Annotated in this window: 15 protein-coding genes; 8 read left to right on the top strand and 7 right to left on the bottom strand. The window is 43.9% G+C overall.

The genetic code is table 11. The features are described 5' to 3' along the window. Nucleotide 1: 1 nt before the first annotated feature. From lpxB to tilS, 6 genes are all read left to right on the top strand, one after another. Nucleotides 2-1,186: a lipid-A-disaccharide synthase gene (gene lpxB / locus Xedl_RS08875; RefSeq protein WP_074023452.1), complete on the top strand. Its 1,185-nt coding sequence runs from the start codon at nt 2-4 to the stop codon at nt 1,184-1,186. Continuing rightward, nucleotides 1,186-1,776: a ribonuclease HII gene (rnhB, locus tag Xedl_RS08880; RefSeq protein ID WP_074023453.1), complete on the top strand. Its 591-nt coding sequence runs from the start codon at nt 1,186-1,188 to the stop codon at nt 1,774-1,776. Before lpxB ends, rnhB begins: the two co-directional genes overlap by 1 nt. 27 nt (nt 1,777-1,803) lie before the next feature. Further along, nucleotides 1,804-5,286, top strand: a complete 3,483-nt coding sequence (dnaE, locus tag Xedl_RS08885; RefSeq protein ID WP_074023454.1) for a DNA polymerase III subunit alpha — start codon at nt 1,804-1,806, stop codon at nt 5,284-5,286. A 12-nt stretch (nt 5,287-5,298) separates the two neighbouring features. Next, entirely contained in the window at nt 5,299-6,258 is a 960-nt protein-coding gene (gene accA, locus Xedl_RS08890) for an acetyl-CoA carboxylase carboxyl transferase subunit alpha (protein WP_074023455.1), read from the top strand. Nucleotides 6,259-6,452: 194 nt separating this feature from the next. Further along, on the top strand, nt 6,453-7,370 hold the full coding sequence (locus Xedl_RS08895; RefSeq protein ID WP_074023456.1) for a DMT family transporter: 918 nt from the start codon (nt 6,453-6,455) through the stop codon (nt 7,368-7,370). Between the two features lie 32 nt (nt 7,371-7,402). Beyond that, the gene (gene tilS, locus Xedl_RS08900; protein ID WP_074023457.1) at nt 7,403-8,764 is read left to right on the top strand and encodes a tRNA lysidine(34) synthetase TilS; all 1,362 of its coding nucleotides are present in this window, start codon (nt 7,403-7,405) and stop codon (nt 8,762-8,764) included. Between the two features lie 127 nt (nt 8,765-8,891). Here tilS and rof read toward each other — a convergent pair whose 3' ends face one another. After that, nucleotides 8,892-9,155: a Rho-binding antiterminator gene (rof, locus tag Xedl_RS08905; RefSeq protein WP_074023458.1), complete on the bottom strand. Its 264-nt coding sequence runs from the start codon at nt 9,153-9,155 to the stop codon at nt 8,892-8,894. A 238-nt stretch (nt 9,156-9,393) separates the two neighbouring features. Between rof and nlpE the strand changes: the two genes are divergently transcribed. Then, on the top strand, nt 9,394-10,077 hold the full coding sequence (gene nlpE / locus Xedl_RS08910) for an envelope stress response activation lipoprotein NlpE (protein WP_074023459.1): 684 nt from the start codon (nt 9,394-9,396) through the stop codon (nt 10,075-10,077). A gap of 84 nt (nt 10,078-10,161) precedes the next feature. On the opposite strand, the gene proS is transcribed toward nlpE, so the two are convergent. The 6 genes from proS to metN all read right to left on the bottom strand — a co-directional run bounded on the left by proS (nt 10,162) and on the right by metN (nt 15,845). Next, nucleotides 10,162-11,883: a proline--tRNA ligase gene (gene proS / locus Xedl_RS08915; RefSeq protein WP_074023460.1), complete on the bottom strand. Its 1,722-nt coding sequence runs from the start codon at nt 11,881-11,883 to the stop codon at nt 10,162-10,164. Between the two features lie 77 nt (nt 11,884-11,960). Continuing rightward, a complete protein-coding gene (gene tsaA / locus Xedl_RS08920; RefSeq protein ID WP_074023473.1) occupies nt 11,961-12,668 on the bottom strand; it encodes a tRNA (N6-threonylcarbamoyladenosine(37)-N6)-methyltransferase TrmO in 708 nt (235 codons plus the stop codon). A 30-nt stretch (nt 12,669-12,698) separates the two neighbouring features. After that, nucleotides 12,699-13,094, bottom strand: coding sequence for an Rcs stress response system protein RcsF (gene rcsF, locus Xedl_RS08925; protein ID WP_074023461.1), 396 nt, complete (start codon nt 13,092-13,094; stop codon nt 12,699-12,701). Between the two features lie 92 nt (nt 13,095-13,186). After that, a complete protein-coding gene (locus tag Xedl_RS08930) occupies nt 13,187-14,002 on the bottom strand; it encodes a MetQ/NlpA family lipoprotein (protein WP_074023462.1) in 816 nt (271 codons plus the stop codon). 165 nt (nt 14,003-14,167) lie between these two features. Beyond that, complete coding sequence (locus Xedl_RS08935; RefSeq protein ID WP_074023463.1) at nt 14,168-14,821, bottom strand: methionine ABC transporter permease MetI; 654 nt, start codon at nt 14,819-14,821, stop codon at nt 14,168-14,170. Continuing rightward, on the bottom strand, nt 14,814-15,845 hold the full coding sequence (gene metN / locus Xedl_RS08940) for a methionine ABC transporter ATP-binding protein MetN (RefSeq protein WP_074023464.1): 1,032 nt from the start codon (nt 15,843-15,845) through the stop codon (nt 14,814-14,816). Before metN ends, Xedl_RS08935 begins: the two co-directional genes overlap by 8 nt. A gap of 178 nt (nt 15,846-16,023) precedes the next feature. Between metN and gmhB the strand changes: the two genes are divergently transcribed. Further along, complete coding sequence (gene gmhB, locus Xedl_RS08945) at nt 16,024-16,590, top strand: D-glycero-beta-D-manno-heptose 1,7-bisphosphate 7-phosphatase (RefSeq protein ID WP_074023465.1); 567 nt, start codon at nt 16,024-16,026, stop codon at nt 16,588-16,590. Nucleotides 16,591-16,815: the final 225 nt, after the last annotated feature.

A 16,815-nucleotide genomic window follows, 5' to 3' on the forward strand; every position in this document is an offset into this window, starting at 1 on the left:
GATGAAGGATACTCCTTTGACTACCTTTTCTTCTGTTGATAATCAGCGCCCGCTGACAATTGGTTTAGTCGCCGGAGAAACATCTGGTGATATCCTTGGGGCAGGGCTGATTCGCGCATTGAAAGCAAAAATTCCGCACGCCCGCTTTGTGGGAGTTGCTGGCCCTCTTATGCAGGCAGAAGGTTGTGAAGCCTGGTATGAGATGGAAGAGCTGGCAGTCATGGGGATCGTTGAGGTTCTGGGTCGTTTACCCCGTTTGCTGAAAATACGCAAAGACTTAACCGCACGTTTTACCGCGTTGAAGCCTGATGTGTTCATTGGCATTGATGCGCCTGACTTTAACCTTACTTTGGAAGGCAGGCTTAAACAGCAAGGAATTAAGACAATCCATTATGTCAGCCCATCGGTATGGGCATGGCGTCAGAAACGTGTATTTAAAATTGGTCGGGCAACGGATTTGGTATTAGCATTTTTACCTTTCGAAAAAGCCTTTTATGATCGATTTAACGTTCCATGTCGATTTATTGGTCACACAATGGCAGATGCGATGCCTTTGCACACCGATAAAGCAGCCGCCAGAAAAATTTTGGATATTCCATTAGCTGCTCATTGTCTGGCGATATTGCCGGGTAGCCGTCATGCTGAAGTAGAGATGCTAAGTGCGGACTTCTTAAAAACCGCACAATTATTGCGGGAGAAATTCCCCGACTTGCATGTATTGGTTCCTTTGGTTAATGCCAAACGGCGTGAACAGTTTCAGCGCATTAAAAACGAGATTGCACCAGATTTATTGCTCCATTTATTGGATGGTAAAGCGCGTGAAGCCATGATTGCCAGTGATGCTGCTTTACTGGCATCCGGTACGGCTGCATTGGAATGTATGTTGGCCAAATGCCCAATGGTGGTGGGTTATAGAATGAAACCTTTTACATTCTGGTTGGCAAAACGTCTGGTGAAGACACCTTATGTTTCCTTGCCTAATTTGCTGGCAGGCAAGAAATTAGTCAAAGAATTACTACAGAATGAATGCGAACCACAAGCGTTATCAGAGGCATTGTTACCTCTTTTGCAAGGTGGTGCAGATGTGGAAGCGTTGAAACAAACGTTCTTGCATTTGCATGAAAGCATTCGCTGTGATGCCGATGAACAAGCTGCACAAGCCGTTCTGGAATTAGCGAGAAGATAATGGATTTTGTTTATCCACAGGCGAATTTGATTGCCGGTGTTGATGAAGTTGGGCGTGGCCCATTGGTAGGGGCTGTAGTGACTGCGGCGGTTATTCTTGATCCGACTAAACCCATTGCAGGCTTGATGGATTCGAAAAAACTGACGGAAAAACGCCGTGAGGTACTGTATTGGGAAATAAAAGAAAAAGCCTTGTGTTGGAGCCTGGGTCGTGCAGAGCCGGAAGAGATTGATCAACTTAACATCCTTCATGCCACAATGCTGGCTATGCAAAGAGCCGTTCAGGGGTTAGCACTCCGACCGGATTATGTTCTGATTGATGGCAATCGCTGTCCGGCATTAGCCATGCCAGCTCAAGCCGTCGTTAAGGGCGATAGTCTGGTTGCAGAAATAAGCGCCGCCTCTATTCTTGCCAAAGTAACACGTGACAGGGAAATGGCAGAACTGGATAAACAGTTCCCTGACTACGGATTTGCGAAACATAAAGGTTATCCTACAGCCCTCCATCTGGAAAAATTGGCTTCTTTGGGCGCGACGGAGCATCATCGTAAGAGTTTTGCGCCAGTTAAACGGGCGCTAGGTCTTGGATAAAATCTGGGATAAGTATCTGGACAGATTATGACAGAACCACGTTTTGTACACTTACGTGTTCACAGTGATTATTCAATGATTGATGGCTTGGCTAAGACCGGCTCATTGGTGAAAAAAGTCGCCAAATTGGGGATGCCAGCTTTTGCGATCACGGATTTTACCAACTTGTGTGGATTGGTGAAGTTCTATGGCAGTGCCCACGATGCCGGTATCAAGCCAATTATTGGTGCAGATTTTTATGTGGAAAGTGATTTGTTGGGGGATGAATATGCCCATCTGACGATCCTTGCCCGTAATAATGAAGGTTATCAAAACCTGACCTTGCTGATCTCTGAGGCTTACCAAAAAGGTTATAATGCAATTGGCCCCACTATCAAGCGGGAATGGCTGGTCAAATACAAAACCGGGTTGATCCTATTGTCGGGTGGGCGCATGGGTGAAGTAGGTAAATTCCTGCTGCGTGGCAATCGTGCGATGGTAGAGCAATGCCTCGATTTTTATCAGGAGCATTTTCCTGACAGCTATTACCTTGAGTTGATCCGTACCGGACGTCAGGATGAAGAAAACTATCTTCATGCGGCTGTGGCGTTGGCGTCAGAAAAAAATCTTCCCGTTGTGGCAACCAATGACGTTTGTTTTCTTGAAAGTGAGGACTTCGAAGCTCACGAGATCCGGGTTGCCATCCACGATGGTTATACACTGTCTGATCCAAAACGCCCTAAAAATTACAGCCCTCAGCAATATCTGCGCAGTGAACAGGAGATGTGCGAGCTTTTCTCAGATATTCCTGAAGCACTACAAAATAGCGTCGAAATTGCTAAACGCTGTAATGTCACGATCCGTCTTGGTGAATATTTCCTGCCGCAATTTCCGACGGGAGAAATGAGCACTGAAGATTTTCTCATTGAAAAATCCAGGCAAGGGTTGGAAGAACGTCTGGAGTTTCTCTATCCCGATCCGCAACTCAGGGCGCAGAAACGTCCAGAATATGATGAACGCCTCGATATTGAGCTGAACGTTATCAACCAGATGGGATTCCCTGGTTACTTCCTGATCGTGATGGAATTTATCCAATGGTCAAAAGATAACGGTGTTCCTGTTGGTCCGGGACGAGGTTCTGGTGCTGGCTCCCTTGTGGCTTATGCATTAAAAATTACTGATCTCGATCCGCTGGAATTCGATCTGCTGTTTGAACGTTTCCTTAACCCTGAACGTGTTTCCATGCCCGACTTTGACGTCGATTTCTGTATGGAAAAACGTGATCAGGTTATCGAGCACGTGGCCGATATGTATGGACGAGATGCGGTATCGCAAATCATCACGTTTGGTACGATGGCGGCGAAAGCGGTTATCCGCGATGTTGGGCGTGTACTTGGGCACCCCTATGGGTTTGTGGATCGAATCTCCAAACTGGTGCCTCCTGATCCGGGTATGACGCTGGAAAAAGCGTTTGCCGCCGAGCCACAACTACCTGAAATTTACGAAGCGGATGAAGAGGTTAAGGCGCTGATAGATATGGCGCGCAAACTGGAAGGTGTCACTCGTAACGCAGGTAAACATGCTGGTGGTGTTGTTATTGCACCAACCAAAATTACTGACTTTGCCCCGATTTATTGTGATCCTGAAGGGCAAAACCCGGTTACCCAGTTTGATAAAAATGATGTGGAATATGCAGGCCTGGTTAAGTTTGACTTCCTTGGTCTGAGAACCTTGACCATCATCAACTGGGCACTTGAGATGGTGAATGCACGCCGCGCCAGGAAGGCGCTGGAACCGATTGATATCACCGCTATCCCGCTGGATGACCAGAACAGTTTCGATATGCTGCAACGTTCTGAAACCACGGCAGTGTTCCAGCTTGAATCGCGCGGAATGAAGGATTTAATCAAACGTCTGCGCCCTGACTGTTTTGAAGACATGATCGCACTGGTGGCACTGTTCCGTCCGGGGCCGTTGCAATCAGGCATGGTAGATAACTTTATCGACCGTAAACATGGACGGGAAGAGCTCTCCTATCCTGATGTTGAATGGCAGCATGAATCCTTAAAACCCGTATTGGAGCCAACTTACGGTATCATTCTGTATCAGGAACAGGTGATGCAGATTGCGCAGGTTTTAGCCGGTTATACCCTTGGCGGGGCAGATATGTTGCGCCGTGCAATGGGTAAGAAAAAACCAGAGGAGATGGCTAAACAGCGGTCAGTATTTGAAGAGGGGGCGGTAAAACAGGGCGTTGATGGTACGCTCGCCATGAAAATCTTCGATTTGGTGGAGAAATTCGCGGGTTATGGCTTTAACAAATCTCACTCCGCAGCTTATGCGCTGGTTTCTTACCAAACGTTGTGGTTGAAAGCGCACTATCCGGCAGAATTTATGGCTGCCGTGATGACGGCGGATATGGATAACACCGAAAAAGTCGTTGGGCTGGTGGATGAGTGCTGGCGCATGGGGCTGAAAGTTCTTCCCCCTGATATTAATAGCGGTTTGTATCATTTCCATGTCAATAATGATGGAGAAATTGTTTACGGCATTGGTGCGATTAAAGGTGTGGGTGAAGGTCCGATTGAAGCGATTATTGAAGCCCGCCAGAAAGGGGGACATTTCAAAGAGCTATTCGACCTGTGTGCACGTGTTGATATCAAAAAAATAAACCGGCGTGTGATGGAAAAACTGATCATGTCTGGTGCTTTTGATCGGCTGGGGCCACATCGTGCGGCACTGATGTCTTCCCTGGAAGAGGCATTGAAAGCCGCGGATCAACATGCCAAAGCCGAAGCCACGGGGCAAACCGATATGTTTGGCGTATTGGCGGAAGAACCAGAACAAGTTGAGCGTTCGTATGCCAGCACGCCCAAATGGCCAGATCAGGTGGTATTGGATGGTGAGCGGGAAACGTTGGGCTTGTACTTAACTGGACACCCAATCACAGGTTATTTGAAAGAGATTGAACGGTATACCAATGGATTACGTCTAAAAGATGTGAACCCGACACCTCGTGGTCAGGTAACAACTGTGGTAGGTTTGGTATTAGCTTCCAAAATAGTGACGACCAAACGGGGAAACCGGATTGGTATCAGTACATTAGATGATCGTTCAGGACGTCTGGAGATCATGTTGTTTTCTGATGCGTTGGAAAGATATCAACATTTATTGGAGCAGGACAAAATTTTGATTGCTACCGGACAAGTCAGCTTTGATGACTTTAGCGGTGGGCTTAAAATGACAGTTCGTGAATTAATGGATATCAGTGAGGCACGTGAAAAATTTGCACGTGGGCTTGCTATCTCATTATCAGACAGGCAAATTGATGAACAATTATTGAGCCGTCTTCGTGGTGCATTGGAGCCACACCGTTCAGGTACGATACCGGTTCATCTTTATTATCAGCGGGTAGATGCCCGCGCCCGTTTACGATTCGGGGCGACATGGCGGGGAACGCCAACAGACACCCTTTTGACCGATCTGCGAACTCTGCTGGGTAATGAGCAGGTAGAATTAGAATTTGACTAGAATAGGAACATTATGAGTCTGAATTTTCTGGATTTTGAACAGCCAATTGCCGAGCTGGAAGCGAAAATTGATTCGCTTACCGCAGTTAGCCGTCAAGATGAAAAGCTAGATATCAATCTGGATGAAGAAGTCCAGCGTCTGAGGGAAAAAAGCCTGGAGCTGACTCGCAAAATTTTCGCTGATTTAGGGGCATGGCAAATTTCCCAGCTATCACGCCATCCACTGCGTCCTTATACATTGGATTATATTCAGCGTATATTTACTGACTTTGAAGAGTTAGCGGGTGATCGTGCCTATGCTGATGACAAGGCTATTGTGGGCGGGTTAGCGCGTATTGATGGCCGTCCTGTCATGGTGATAGGTCACCAGAAAGGGCGTGAAACCAAAGAAAAAATCCGCCGCAATTTTGGTATGCCATCACCAGAAGGTTATCGTAAGGCGCTGAGATTGATGGAAACCGCCGAACGTTTCAAATTGCCAATCATTACTTTCATTGATACTCCTGGTGCATATCCTGGGGTTGGTGCAGAAGAGCGTGGTCAGTCAGAAGCTATTGCACGTAACCTGCGTGAAATGTCTCATCTTTCTGTACCTATCATCTGTACAGTGATTGGTGAAGGCGGTTCTGGTGGAGCGTTGGCGCTTAGTGTTGGTGATAAAATCAACATGTTGCAATACAGCACCTTCTCTACTATCTCTCCTGAAGGCTGTGCTTCCATTTTGTGGAAAAGCGCTGAAAAAGCACCATTGGCGGCTGAAGCAATGGGGAATACCGCACCACGTCTGAAAGAATTGAATCTGATTGATACTGTCATTCCTGAGCCATTGGGCGGAGCGCACCGTCACTATGAAGAAATCGCTGAAACATTGAAGACTCAACTGTTGGCTGATCTTTCTGAATTGAGCGAACTGGACAGTGAAGAATTAGTCAACCGTCGTTATGAGCGTTTAATGCAATACGGTTATTGCTAAGATCTGACAGTTTTTAATCGCTAATCGCGGGTGGAAATACTAAGGAGTGATAATTCTCTGGTATTTCCACCTGTTTTGCTGTTTGTCAGGGCGAAATCATTACGGCATATATAATCTAATATTATCATGCCCAATGACATTGGGATGGAATAGGTGCCTTGTGGGCTGGGCTTAAAAATAAGTTGAGTTTTTCTATGGCCAAATCTAAATATATTATTTATGCGTTTTCTTGCGTGTTTATCTGGAGCTTTATTCCTGCTATATCGCGTTTTGGTCAGAAAGAGATGGATCACTTCCAATATTTATTCTGGTCAAATATTTTGTCTGTTTTAGCGGTATTTGTTGTTGCCCTCATGATGGGAAGAAGTTGGAAGGGCATTTTATTCATTCCTTTGCCCGTTATGCTTAAGGTTTTGATCTTAGGTGCTTTAGATTGTTTCTTCTATTTACTGCTTTACTATGGCTATTCCATTGAAAATGGTGTTGCCGTGTTGGTAATCCAATATAGCTGGCCGTTAATGATTATTGGGTTGTCTTTTTTCCTGTTTAAAGAAAAATTGACGATCAAGCAAATGATTGGCATTGCGATGGGCTTTATGGCTGTGGTGATCACTTTCACGAAAGGAAATATTACCGAGATTGCGGTGGCGCATCCTGAGGCTTTGTTGCTGGTATTTAGCGGATCATTTTGTTTTGCATTAATGTCGGTATTATCGAGGCAGTTTGCTATTGATCCCTATATTAGTACATTCTGGGTATTCCTCTGTTCTACCTTAGTCTCCGCGATATTTATGTTTGCTTTCAGCCGTATTAACTTGCCTGTTGGTGATTCACTGGTGCCAACATTACTTAACGGCATCATATTGAATGGGGTTTCTTATATTATTTGGTTTAAGGCCATGAATGGTTCTGATTCCCATAAGGTTGCCTCAATCTTATTTTTATCGCCCGTCTTGTCGATGATGTGGATTATCCTGTTTTTTGGTGATGCGTTTGTCCCTGCTTATGTGATTGGGTTAGTGTTGGTTATTATTTCTGGATTACTCTGCATCAGTGCTAACAGAAAGACTTCCGCACAAAATGCATTGATGGATGATCTGATTGAGGATTGATCAGGCAAAATGAAGAAAGGTTTGGCTCCATAATGGCAAATATTCATGATCTTTTGCTTATGACATTGGCAGAACAAATTGGTCAGCATAAAAAGATTTTGGTCGGATTTAGCGGTGGGTTGGATTCTACCGTATTGCTGCATTTACTTGTTCGTTTGCGAACCCAATCTCATCAATTGAGTAGCGAACGAATGGCATTAAGGGCAATCCATATTCATCATGGCTTAAACCTCAAGGCGGATTTATGGGTCGAACATTGTCGTCAGGTTTGTGCTGACTGGCAGGTGAATTTCCGAACCGAAAAAGTCCAGCTTAATACTCGCCAGAATGGGATCGAAGCTGCGGCGCGAAATGCGCGTTATCACGCACTCCAATGTGAGCTACAGCAGGATGAAGTTTTAATCACGGCACAGCATCTTGATGATCAGGCAGAAACGTTTTTATTAGCATTGAAACGGGGCAGTGGTCCGGCGGGATTATCTTCCATGCCTGCCAGAATGCCATTTGCGGGAACGACATTGATTCGTCCATTGCTAAATGTAAGTCGTGCAGAATTGGAAGAGTATGCACAGACACAAAAATTACAATGGGTGGAGGATGACAGTAATCAAGATGATCGTTATGACCGCAATTTCTTGCGACTGAATATTATGCCGTTACTCCACCAGCGTTGGCCTCATTTTCCGCAAGCGGTTTCCCGCAGTGCCAGCTTGTGTGGCGAGCAAGAACAATTGTTGGATGAGTTGCTGCAAGAATCTTTGGATTCACTGATTACCGCGGAAGGTTCAATCTCTATCCCTCCTTTGGAACACTGTTCTGAAGCAAAACGAAATGCGTTGTTGCGGCGATGGCTCAATCAGTGTGGTGTAAAAATGCCGGCACGCGAGCAGCTTCAACGAATTTGGTCAGAAGTAGCACTTGCCAGACAAGATGCGGAGCCGCGCTTTAGGTTAGGGCACTCTGATATTCGTCGTTATCGGCAGCAACTTTGGCTACTTCCCCAATACCAGAAGCTGGCAGGAACGATTCTTGAATGGGATTTACAACAGGCATTGACGTTACCGGATGGGTTGGGAACGCTGTTTTGCGCTAAAGAAAATGGTATTACAGTGAGAAAACCAACCAGCAATGAGCAAGTGACAATTCGTTTTGGTTTTCAGGGTAATAGTGCTCAGGGTAATATTAGCATTGTGGGACGGCAACATTCTCGTCACAGTAAAAAACTGTGGCAAGAATTTGGGGTTGCACCTTGGCTTAGGGAGAGAACACCTTTGCTCTATTACAATGAAAAACTGATTGCCGCGCTGGGGGTTTTCATCACTAAAGAAGGGCAAAATTTGCCTGATGACGAAGGAATTTCAGTACAGTGGAAGAAAATGGCACTTCATATTTAATGGCATGGTTAGTCACGTGGTGATAAACGTTACTGATTGGTCTATGGAAATTCCTTTTCACATAAAAAGTCCTTATCTTATATAAGGACTTTTGGAAGCAGATCCTAATCGTTATTAGTGATCAGATTTAAGAGTGTTCAATAACAATTGTGCCAATTTCTGGATTGCTGAAACTGATAATGTAATCTAACCTTAATTCACGGGTTCCTTCATTTGAATCGATGACAAGATATTCAATTTTTTTTCTTAAAATCAGCTTATTAGCTTTTCCTTCAAATGTTTCACCATCTCGCAATTGGAGATGCAAATGTAGCTGGCGTTGGCATGCTAGCTCAAGGTTATCGTAATCATCACAGTTAATTGGTTGATATCCTTCGTTATCTATAGACATATTTGCTCACCACTATTTTGCTCACCACATGTTAGTGGCGGTTATCGTGCCGCCCGTGATTGACCCAAATCAAATGCAAAATGCTACTTACGACTATAGCACAGTAAGCTTCCCGTGATTATTTGATTGCTCTCTCCGTGCATTTCGCAATCCAGTAGAGTAATGTCAATCTTGTTATGTAACGCTTATGCTTTACTTGCAATTAAATGTTTATCTTTTGAATTTATTGGATTAAATAATGAATAAAAAAATATTGCTTGCATTGTTGGTCGCTGGTGTATTCACCGCTGCGGGATGTCAGAATACTTCCGTAACCCAGGAGAGTCCTGTATCTCAGGAAAAGTATCAGTCAACAGAGAAAGTGTTTAGTGGGATTGTACCTTGTGCAGATTGTGCAGGTATCGAGACTACCTTACAACTTGCTAAAGATGGGACATATATATTGGGGCAAACCTATTTGGAAGCTAAGCATGAGGAAAATACGTTCTTTGAAACCGGTCATTGGGTGATAAACGGTAAAAAGATTGTCTTAAGTGATCAGGATGGCAAAAAATCTTATTATCTGATGAAAGGCGAAAACTTGGGTTTGTTGGATATCAACGGCGATCCAATTGAATCAAGTTTCAATTATGAATTAGATAAAGTCAAACCGAAAAAGCTGGCAGGAGAATACAGCTATTTTGCGGATTCCGCTCTCTTTACGGAATGTGGTACTGGAAGACGTTATGATGCTGCGGAAAATATCGATTTAGAACGTGGTTACAGTGCTGTGGGAGTAGAAGGTGGAACGCCTGTTTATGTGGAAATAGAAGGCTATTATACGGTTCGTCCTTCAATGGAAGATGGGCTGTTTGATTATGCAGTTGTTCAAACAGGTAAAATTCATTTTGATAAAACCTCTTCTTGCAACGTTAGAAAATAACGTATAATTTCCCCTAATGTATTGAAAAACCTGCGAAATAAATACGCAGGTTTTCTTTATCTTAGCTGATGCTGTTATGCAAAATCAGGCTTGTTGAATATGACCTTTCAGGTAATCAACAATATCTTCCAATTTCAGCATTTGCTTATCGCCGGTGCGGCGGCATTTATATTCGATCTCACCGTTATCTAAGTTACGATCACCGATCACCAGAGTATGTGGTACACCGATCAGTTCCATATCAGCAAACATAACACCAGGGCGTTCTTTACGATCATCGAAAATAGCATCAATGCCGCTGGCACGTAAGTCTGCATATAATTTTTCAGCGACTTCTTTCACACGGTAAGATTTGTGCATGTTCATTGGCAGAATAGCCACCTGGAATGGAGCGATAGCATCTGGCCAGATAATACCACGGTCATCGTGGTTCTGCTCAATGGCTGCTGCAACGATACGAGTGACCCCAATACCATAGCACCCCATAGTGATAATTTGATTGTGTCCATCTTCATTTTGTACAGTGGCTTTCAGGGCATCAGAGTACTTGGTGCCTAATTGGAAGATATGACCCACTTCAATACCACGCTTGATTAACAGCGTTCCTTTACCGTCAGGGCTAGTGTCACCTTCAACGACATTACGGATATCAGCCACTTCTGGTAATGGTAAATCACGCTCCCAGTTAATGCCGAAATAGTGTTTGTCATCAATATTGGCGCCGGCACCAAAATCACTCATGACAGATACGCTGCGGTCAATAATGACAGGCATCGGCAGGTTGACCGGACCTAAAGATCCAGGGCCTGCTTTTACGATGGCACGGATTTCTTCTTCGGTAGCGAAAGTCAGCGGGCTGGCTACCACAGGCAATTTTTCTGCTTTGATCTCATTTAATTCATGATCACCACGTACCAGCAAGGCAATGAGTTTATGTCCGCTTTCTTCTGCGGCGTGAACGAGCAGAGTCTTAACGGTTTTTTCAATTGGCAGATTAAATTGTTCGACCAGCTCAGCAATCGTTTTGGCATTTGGGGTATCGACCAGACGCATCTCTTCAGACGGAGCCGCTCTCTCCTGAGAGGGCATCACAGCTTCTGCCAACTCAATATTGGCCGCATAGTTAGACTCGGTAGAGAAAACGATATCATCTTCACCGCTCTCTGCCAGAACCTGGAATTCATGGGAAGCATTGCCACCGATTGAACCGGTATCAGCCAGAACTGCGCGGAAATCTAAGCCGATGCGGGTAAAAATCTTACTGTAGGCATCGTACATCTTATCGTAAGTCTCTTGCAGGGATTCCTGGCTGGTGTGGAAAGAGTATGCATCTTTCATGATAAATTCACGTGAGCGCATAACACCAAAGCGTGGGCGAACTTCATCACGGAATTTGGTCTGAATTTGGAACAAGTTCAGTGGAAGCTGCTTATAGGAAGTAACCTCGTTACGAACCAGATCAGTAATCACTTCTTCATGGGTTGGTCCCAAAACGAAAGGGCGTTCACCGCGATCAACAAAACGCAGCAATTCTGGGCCATATTGTTCCCAACGGCCACTTTCCTGCCATAAATCTGCTGGCTGAACTACTGGCATGGAAACTTCAACCGCTCCCGCATTATTCATCTCTTCACGAACAATGTTTTCAACTTTTCTCAATACACGAACACCAGTCGGCATCCAGTTGTACAGGCCTGAAGCGAGTTTACGGATCATTCCAGCACGAAGCATCAGTTTATGACTGACGACTTCTGCATCAGCAGGTGTCTCTTTTAAAGTAGAGAGCAGATATTGGCTAGTACGCATAGTAAGTTTCCATTGGATAGCGAAAAGTAAAGACAAATAGCTAGTCTACCAGTGAGCTTGCGATGTCAAAAGGAGTTTTAATGGTGTTCGATAGAAACCACTTCTGTTATGGCATTAAAAACTCGCCAGCGGACGTTAAAATCCAAGATATGAGCGGCATATAGGCGGTCTTCCTGCGCTTTTTTACGGTAGGCAGGACGAGGATCTTGCGCCAATACTTGGCTGATAAAGCGCCTTAAGTGCGGATAATGGGTTTGGTGGGATAAAAGTTGGCATTCTGCTTCTGGTGAGAAATTAACTGCCATATCTGCTTCTGGTGCTGCCTGGGCGAAACCCGCCTTGGCTTCTGGACGTGATTCGGCAAAAGGCAGGTAAGGCTTGATGTCGATAACCGGTGTACCCTCTACCAAATCCAGGCTACCAAGTTCCAGAATGACGCGGTTGTTCTCGTATTGAATATCTCTCAATTCCACCAATGACATGCCAATTGGGTTAGGACGGAAGGTTGAACGGGTGGCAAAAACCCCCATTTTGGCATTTCCTCCCAAACGGGGTGGGCGCACTAATGGATTCCAGCCACTATTCATGGTTTGATGGAAGACAAAAATAATCCACAAGTGACTGAACTGCTCCAGCCCGCGTACTGCATCAACCTGATTGTAAGGCGCAAGTAATTCTAGCTGCCCTGTACCATCTTCAACCAAACCCGGTTGACGGGGAATGGCAAATTTCTCTTTATAGGGAGAATGAATGGTTCCTATTGGTGTAAAATGAAAATCTGCCATGAGCGTTTTTTTATAATAATTCAGACACAATTATTTAGTGGTTGTCAGTAATGCAGTTCCTTCGCAAATGGCGATCTGGTAGCAGCCTTGACCAGGTAAGATCGCACATTGATGAAGTAAAACCGCGTTTGCGTTTAGATAAGATGCTTTTGTTAGCATATTTTGCCGTGCAGTTGCAATACTGGCGGGAGAGTCTTGCCGCGTATTACGGCAGGATTCTCCGGCTACAATACCTAACTCTTTAAATGATAAACTTAAAAGTTCATCTGGCTTAGTATATAGACGGACATAAGAAGGCGTCTTACTTTTCTTGATTGACTGATGTTTCAACTTCGGATCTGACACACCAGATTTATTGGACTGGGTTGGTAATGAAGTACAACCGGCTATAAAGAGCGCGACGAAACAGATAGGTAACACACGCATCGAGTTGAATCCTCATATTTTTTTAATAAAAATGGGTGGATATAAAAATACCCACCCTATGATTTTAATCTTGATTTCCTGAATAAGAAAGATTACCAGCCTTTTACTGCACTACCCTTGAAGACTTCATTGGCTTCTTTTACTACTTCTGGAGATTGGTACGCTTTCACAAATTTTTGTACATTTTCCGCATCTTTATTGTCTTCGCGGCTGACAATAATATTGACGTAAGGAGAATCTTTATCTTCAACAAAGATCCCATCTTGCTCTGGTGTTAAACCAATCTGTCCCGCATAAGTGTTATTGATAATAGCGAAAACAATCTTTTGGTCGTCCAGTGAACGTGGCAATTGTGGCCCTTCCAACTGTACGATATCCAAGTTTTTAGGATTGCCGGTAATATCCAAAATAGTTGGCAGTAGCCCAACGCCCTCTTTCAGAGTGAGAAGACCTTGTTTTTGTAATAACAGCAGAGCGCGACCCTGGTTAGTCGGATCGTTGGGAATGGCAATTTGAGAACCATCTTGCAATTCATCCAGTGACTTAATTTTTTTGGAGTAGGCCGCCATTGGGAAAATGAAAGAGTTACCAACAATTGCCAATTTGTAGTTACGTTCTTTCACTTGTTGATCTAAGAAAGGCTTATGCTGGAAGACATTCACATCAATATCGCCCTTACTCAGTGACTCATTTGGCAGAACGTAATCATTGAATGTAGTCAGCTCAACATCAAGGCCATATTTATCTTTAGCCACTTGTTTAGCCACTTCAGCAACTTTAAGCTCAGGTCCGGCAATAACACCAACTTTGATATGGTTTGGATCACGTTGTTCCTGTCCACAACCAGCAAGAATTAATGTACCTAATAATGCACCGATTGTAGCAATGGATTTCAATTTTACTGACATATTTTCACCCCTATTGAATACTGATTTATAACCTGTCTTATCAAGTTACTGCGTACTACTATAATGAGGCTCTTATTCCCTTCATCTTTCAAGTTGCTGCTTTGCTGGCTGCAACTTGAAATTTGTTGGGTATAGGTATAAGCCTTGTCATCTTGTTGAAATAATTTATTTACGATTAATGGATTTCACTAACCGATCACCGCTGAGCTGAATCAAGAACACTAAAACAACCAATAATGCTAATACGGTATTCATCACTGTCGCATCGTAGCCAATATAGCCATATTGATAACCAATCTGACCCAAGCCACCGGCACCAACAGCGCCACCCATTGCAGAATAGCCAACCAATGTAATTAAAGTGATGGTTGCAGCATTAATCAAACTTGGCAGTGCTTCCGGCAATAAGATCTTTTTGACAATTTGAAACGGTGTGGCTCCCATTGCACGTGCTGCTTCAATTAAGCCTGTCGGAATTTCCAACAAGGCATTTTCTACCATGCGGGCAATAAATGGAGCCGCTCCTACGGTCAGCGGAACAATAGCTGCCTGCAAACCGATTGATGTTCCTACAATCAGGCGGGTAAATGGGATCATCCATACCAACAAAATAATAAAAGGTATTGAACGCGTAATATTTACCAATGCAGAAAGTATGCGATAAAGCGTACCATTTTCAATTATTTGCCCAGGGCGAGTAACATATAGCAGCACACCCGCTGGCAAGCCAATAACAAAGCCAAAGAAACCAGAGACGAAAGTCATAACGAGGGTTTCCCAGACTCCTTTAACCAATAATAAAATCATTCCTTCAGACATAACCGAGAACCTCTACTTTCACATGATGCTCTTCTAAAAATGCAATCGTTGATTTGATGCTATCACTTTCCCCATCTAATTCAGCCAGCATAACCCCAAATTTAACACCACCGGCATAGTCAATTTGGGAACTTAATATACTGATATCGATATTAAAGCGGCGAACGGCTATCGAGATTACAGGCGCATCAACTGATTTACCTGTGAATTCCAGCTTCAATAATGGACTGCGATCAGGGGCAAATTCCGGCTGCAACTTCTGCAAGTAATCCTCAGGAATATCCAAATGCAACGTAGATTTGATAAATTCTTGGGCAACCGGTGTTTTGGGATGCGAAAATATTTCGCTCACAACATCCTGTTCGATCAATTGACCACCACTGATGACGGCAACTTGATCACAAATACGCTTCACGACATCCATTTCATGGGTAATGAGAAGAATGGTCAAACCCAGTCGACGGTTAATGTCTTTTAATAATTCCAGAATAGAACGCGTTGTTGCTGGATCCAGAGCGCTGGTGGCTTCGTCACACAAAAGCACTTTGGGCGAATTTGCCAGAGCGCGCGCAATAGCAACACGCTGCTTTTGACCACCCGATAAATTGGCCGGATAAGCATCATGTTTTTCAGCAAGGCCAACTAACTCTAGTAATTCGTTAACCTTGGCCTTTATTTCGGCTTTTGGTGTGTTATTAAGTTCCAAAGGTAACGCGATGTTGTCAAACACGGTTCTGGATGACAATAAATTAAAATGCTGGAAAATCATGCCAATGTGACGACGTGCATGCGTTAGCTCACGTTCTGAAAGAGAAGTGAGATCCTGCCCTGCGACTAATACCTGACCAGAAGTCGGTCGTTCAAGCATATTCACACAGCGAATTAAAGTACTTTTACCTGCACCGGAAGAACCAATAACACCATATATTTGTCCTTGTGGGACATGTAAGTTGATATCTGAAAGCGCTTTTATCGTGCGCGTTCCTTGTTGAAATATCTTATTTATCTTAGTCAGTCTTATCATTTTTTTCTTATTAGATGTAAAGATGAATGACTTGAGAACATTTCAACAAGTCATGAATTAAAGTGGATGTTAAGGCGTCTAGACGTCTAAGTCAACTAGGAATAAATTAAATGCTGCATTCTCAATCAGTAATAAATCATGCGATACTGTCCACTTGGTACATTCTTGGAGTAATCAGGTGACTCAAGGTATTCCCGCCGTATTTTTAGATCGTGACGGCACGATTAACATCGATCATGGTTATGTACATGAGATAGATAATTTTCAATTTATTGATGGTGCTATTGAAGCCATGCTTGAGTTGAAAAAAATGGGCTACGCTCTGGTTTTGGTTACCAATCAGTCAGGTATTGCACGTAAGATTTTTACTGAAGATCAATTTATGCAATTAACAGAATGGATGGATTGGTCATTGGCGGATAGAGGTGTTGATCTTGATGGCATCTATTATTGTCCGCATCATCCTGAAGCGGAGGATGAAAAATATAAGAAGAGCTGTGACTGTCGTAAGCCACGACCAGGTATGTTGTTAGATGCACAGAAAGCATTACATATCGATATGTCCTCTTCTTATATGGTAGGAGACAAAATAGAAGATATGTTGGCAGCCAAGGCTGCGAAAGTCGGAACCAAGGTTCTCGTTCGTACAGGAAAACCGATAACAGAAGAAGCAGAACAAGCTGCGGATTTGGTGGTTAGTAGCTTGTCAGACTTGCCAAATGCAATAAAAAATAGGCAAAAATAACCTTTTGGATTAAATTGTGAGCGTTTAAATCAAAAATCACAAAAAAGACTTGCCTAAATTAGAAGGCTCCCTATAATGCGCCACCACTGACCGACGATGTGCTGAGACACGCCGCGACGGCAGCGGAGAAAGGCGAAAATAATCGCTTGACTCCGGAGGCAAAAAGCGTAAGATACGCAGCCTCGCAACCCGGAAGAGATGTCCGGTTGCCAACGCTCTTTAACA

The sequence above is a fragment of the Xenorhabdus eapokensis genome (assembly GCF_001908105.1).

What these genes read in the sequence shown, in the direction of transcription:
- lpxB (WP_074023452.1), top strand. Translation starts at nt 2, where the DNA reads ATGAAGGATACTCCTTTGACTACCTTTTCTTCTGTTGATAATCAGCGC.
- rnhB (WP_074023453.1), top strand. Translation starts at nt 1,186, where the DNA reads ATGGATTTTGTTTATCCACAGGCGAATTTGATTGCCGGTGTTGATGAA.
- dnaE (WP_074023454.1), top strand. Translation starts at nt 1,804, where the DNA reads ATGACAGAACCACGTTTTGTACACTTACGTGTTCACAGTGATTATTCA.
- accA (WP_074023455.1), top strand. Translation starts at nt 5,299, where the DNA reads ATGAGTCTGAATTTTCTGGATTTTGAACAGCCAATTGCCGAGCTGGAA.
- Xedl_RS08895 (WP_074023456.1), top strand. Translation starts at nt 6,453, where the DNA reads ATGGCCAAATCTAAATATATTATTTATGCGTTTTCTTGCGTGTTTATC.
- tilS (WP_074023457.1), top strand. Translation starts at nt 7,403, where the DNA reads ATGGCAAATATTCATGATCTTTTGCTTATGACATTGGCAGAACAAATT.
- rof (WP_074023458.1), bottom strand. Translation starts at nt 9,155, where the DNA reads ATGTCTATAGATAACGAAGGATATCAACCAATTAACTGTGATGATTAC.
- nlpE (WP_074023459.1), top strand. Translation starts at nt 9,394, where the DNA reads ATGAATAAAAAAATATTGCTTGCATTGTTGGTCGCTGGTGTATTCACC.
- proS (WP_074023460.1), bottom strand. Translation starts at nt 11,883, where the DNA reads ATGCGTACTAGCCAATATCTGCTCTCTACTTTAAAAGAGACACCTGCT.
- tsaA (WP_074023473.1), bottom strand. Translation starts at nt 12,668, where the DNA reads ATGGCAGATTTTCATTTTACACCAATAGGAACCATTCATTCTCCCTAT.
- rcsF (WP_074023461.1), bottom strand. Translation starts at nt 13,094, where the DNA reads ATGCGTGTGTTACCTATCTGTTTCGTCGCGCTCTTTATAGCCGGTTGT.
- Xedl_RS08930 (WP_074023462.1), bottom strand. Translation starts at nt 14,002, where the DNA reads ATGTCAGTAAAATTGAAATCCATTGCTACAATCGGTGCATTATTAGGT.
- Xedl_RS08935 (WP_074023463.1), bottom strand. Translation starts at nt 14,821, where the DNA reads ATGTCTGAAGGAATGATTTTATTATTGGTTAAAGGAGTCTGGGAAACC.
- metN (WP_074023464.1), bottom strand. Translation starts at nt 15,845, where the DNA reads ATGATAAGACTGACTAAGATAAATAAGATATTTCAACAAGGAACGCGC.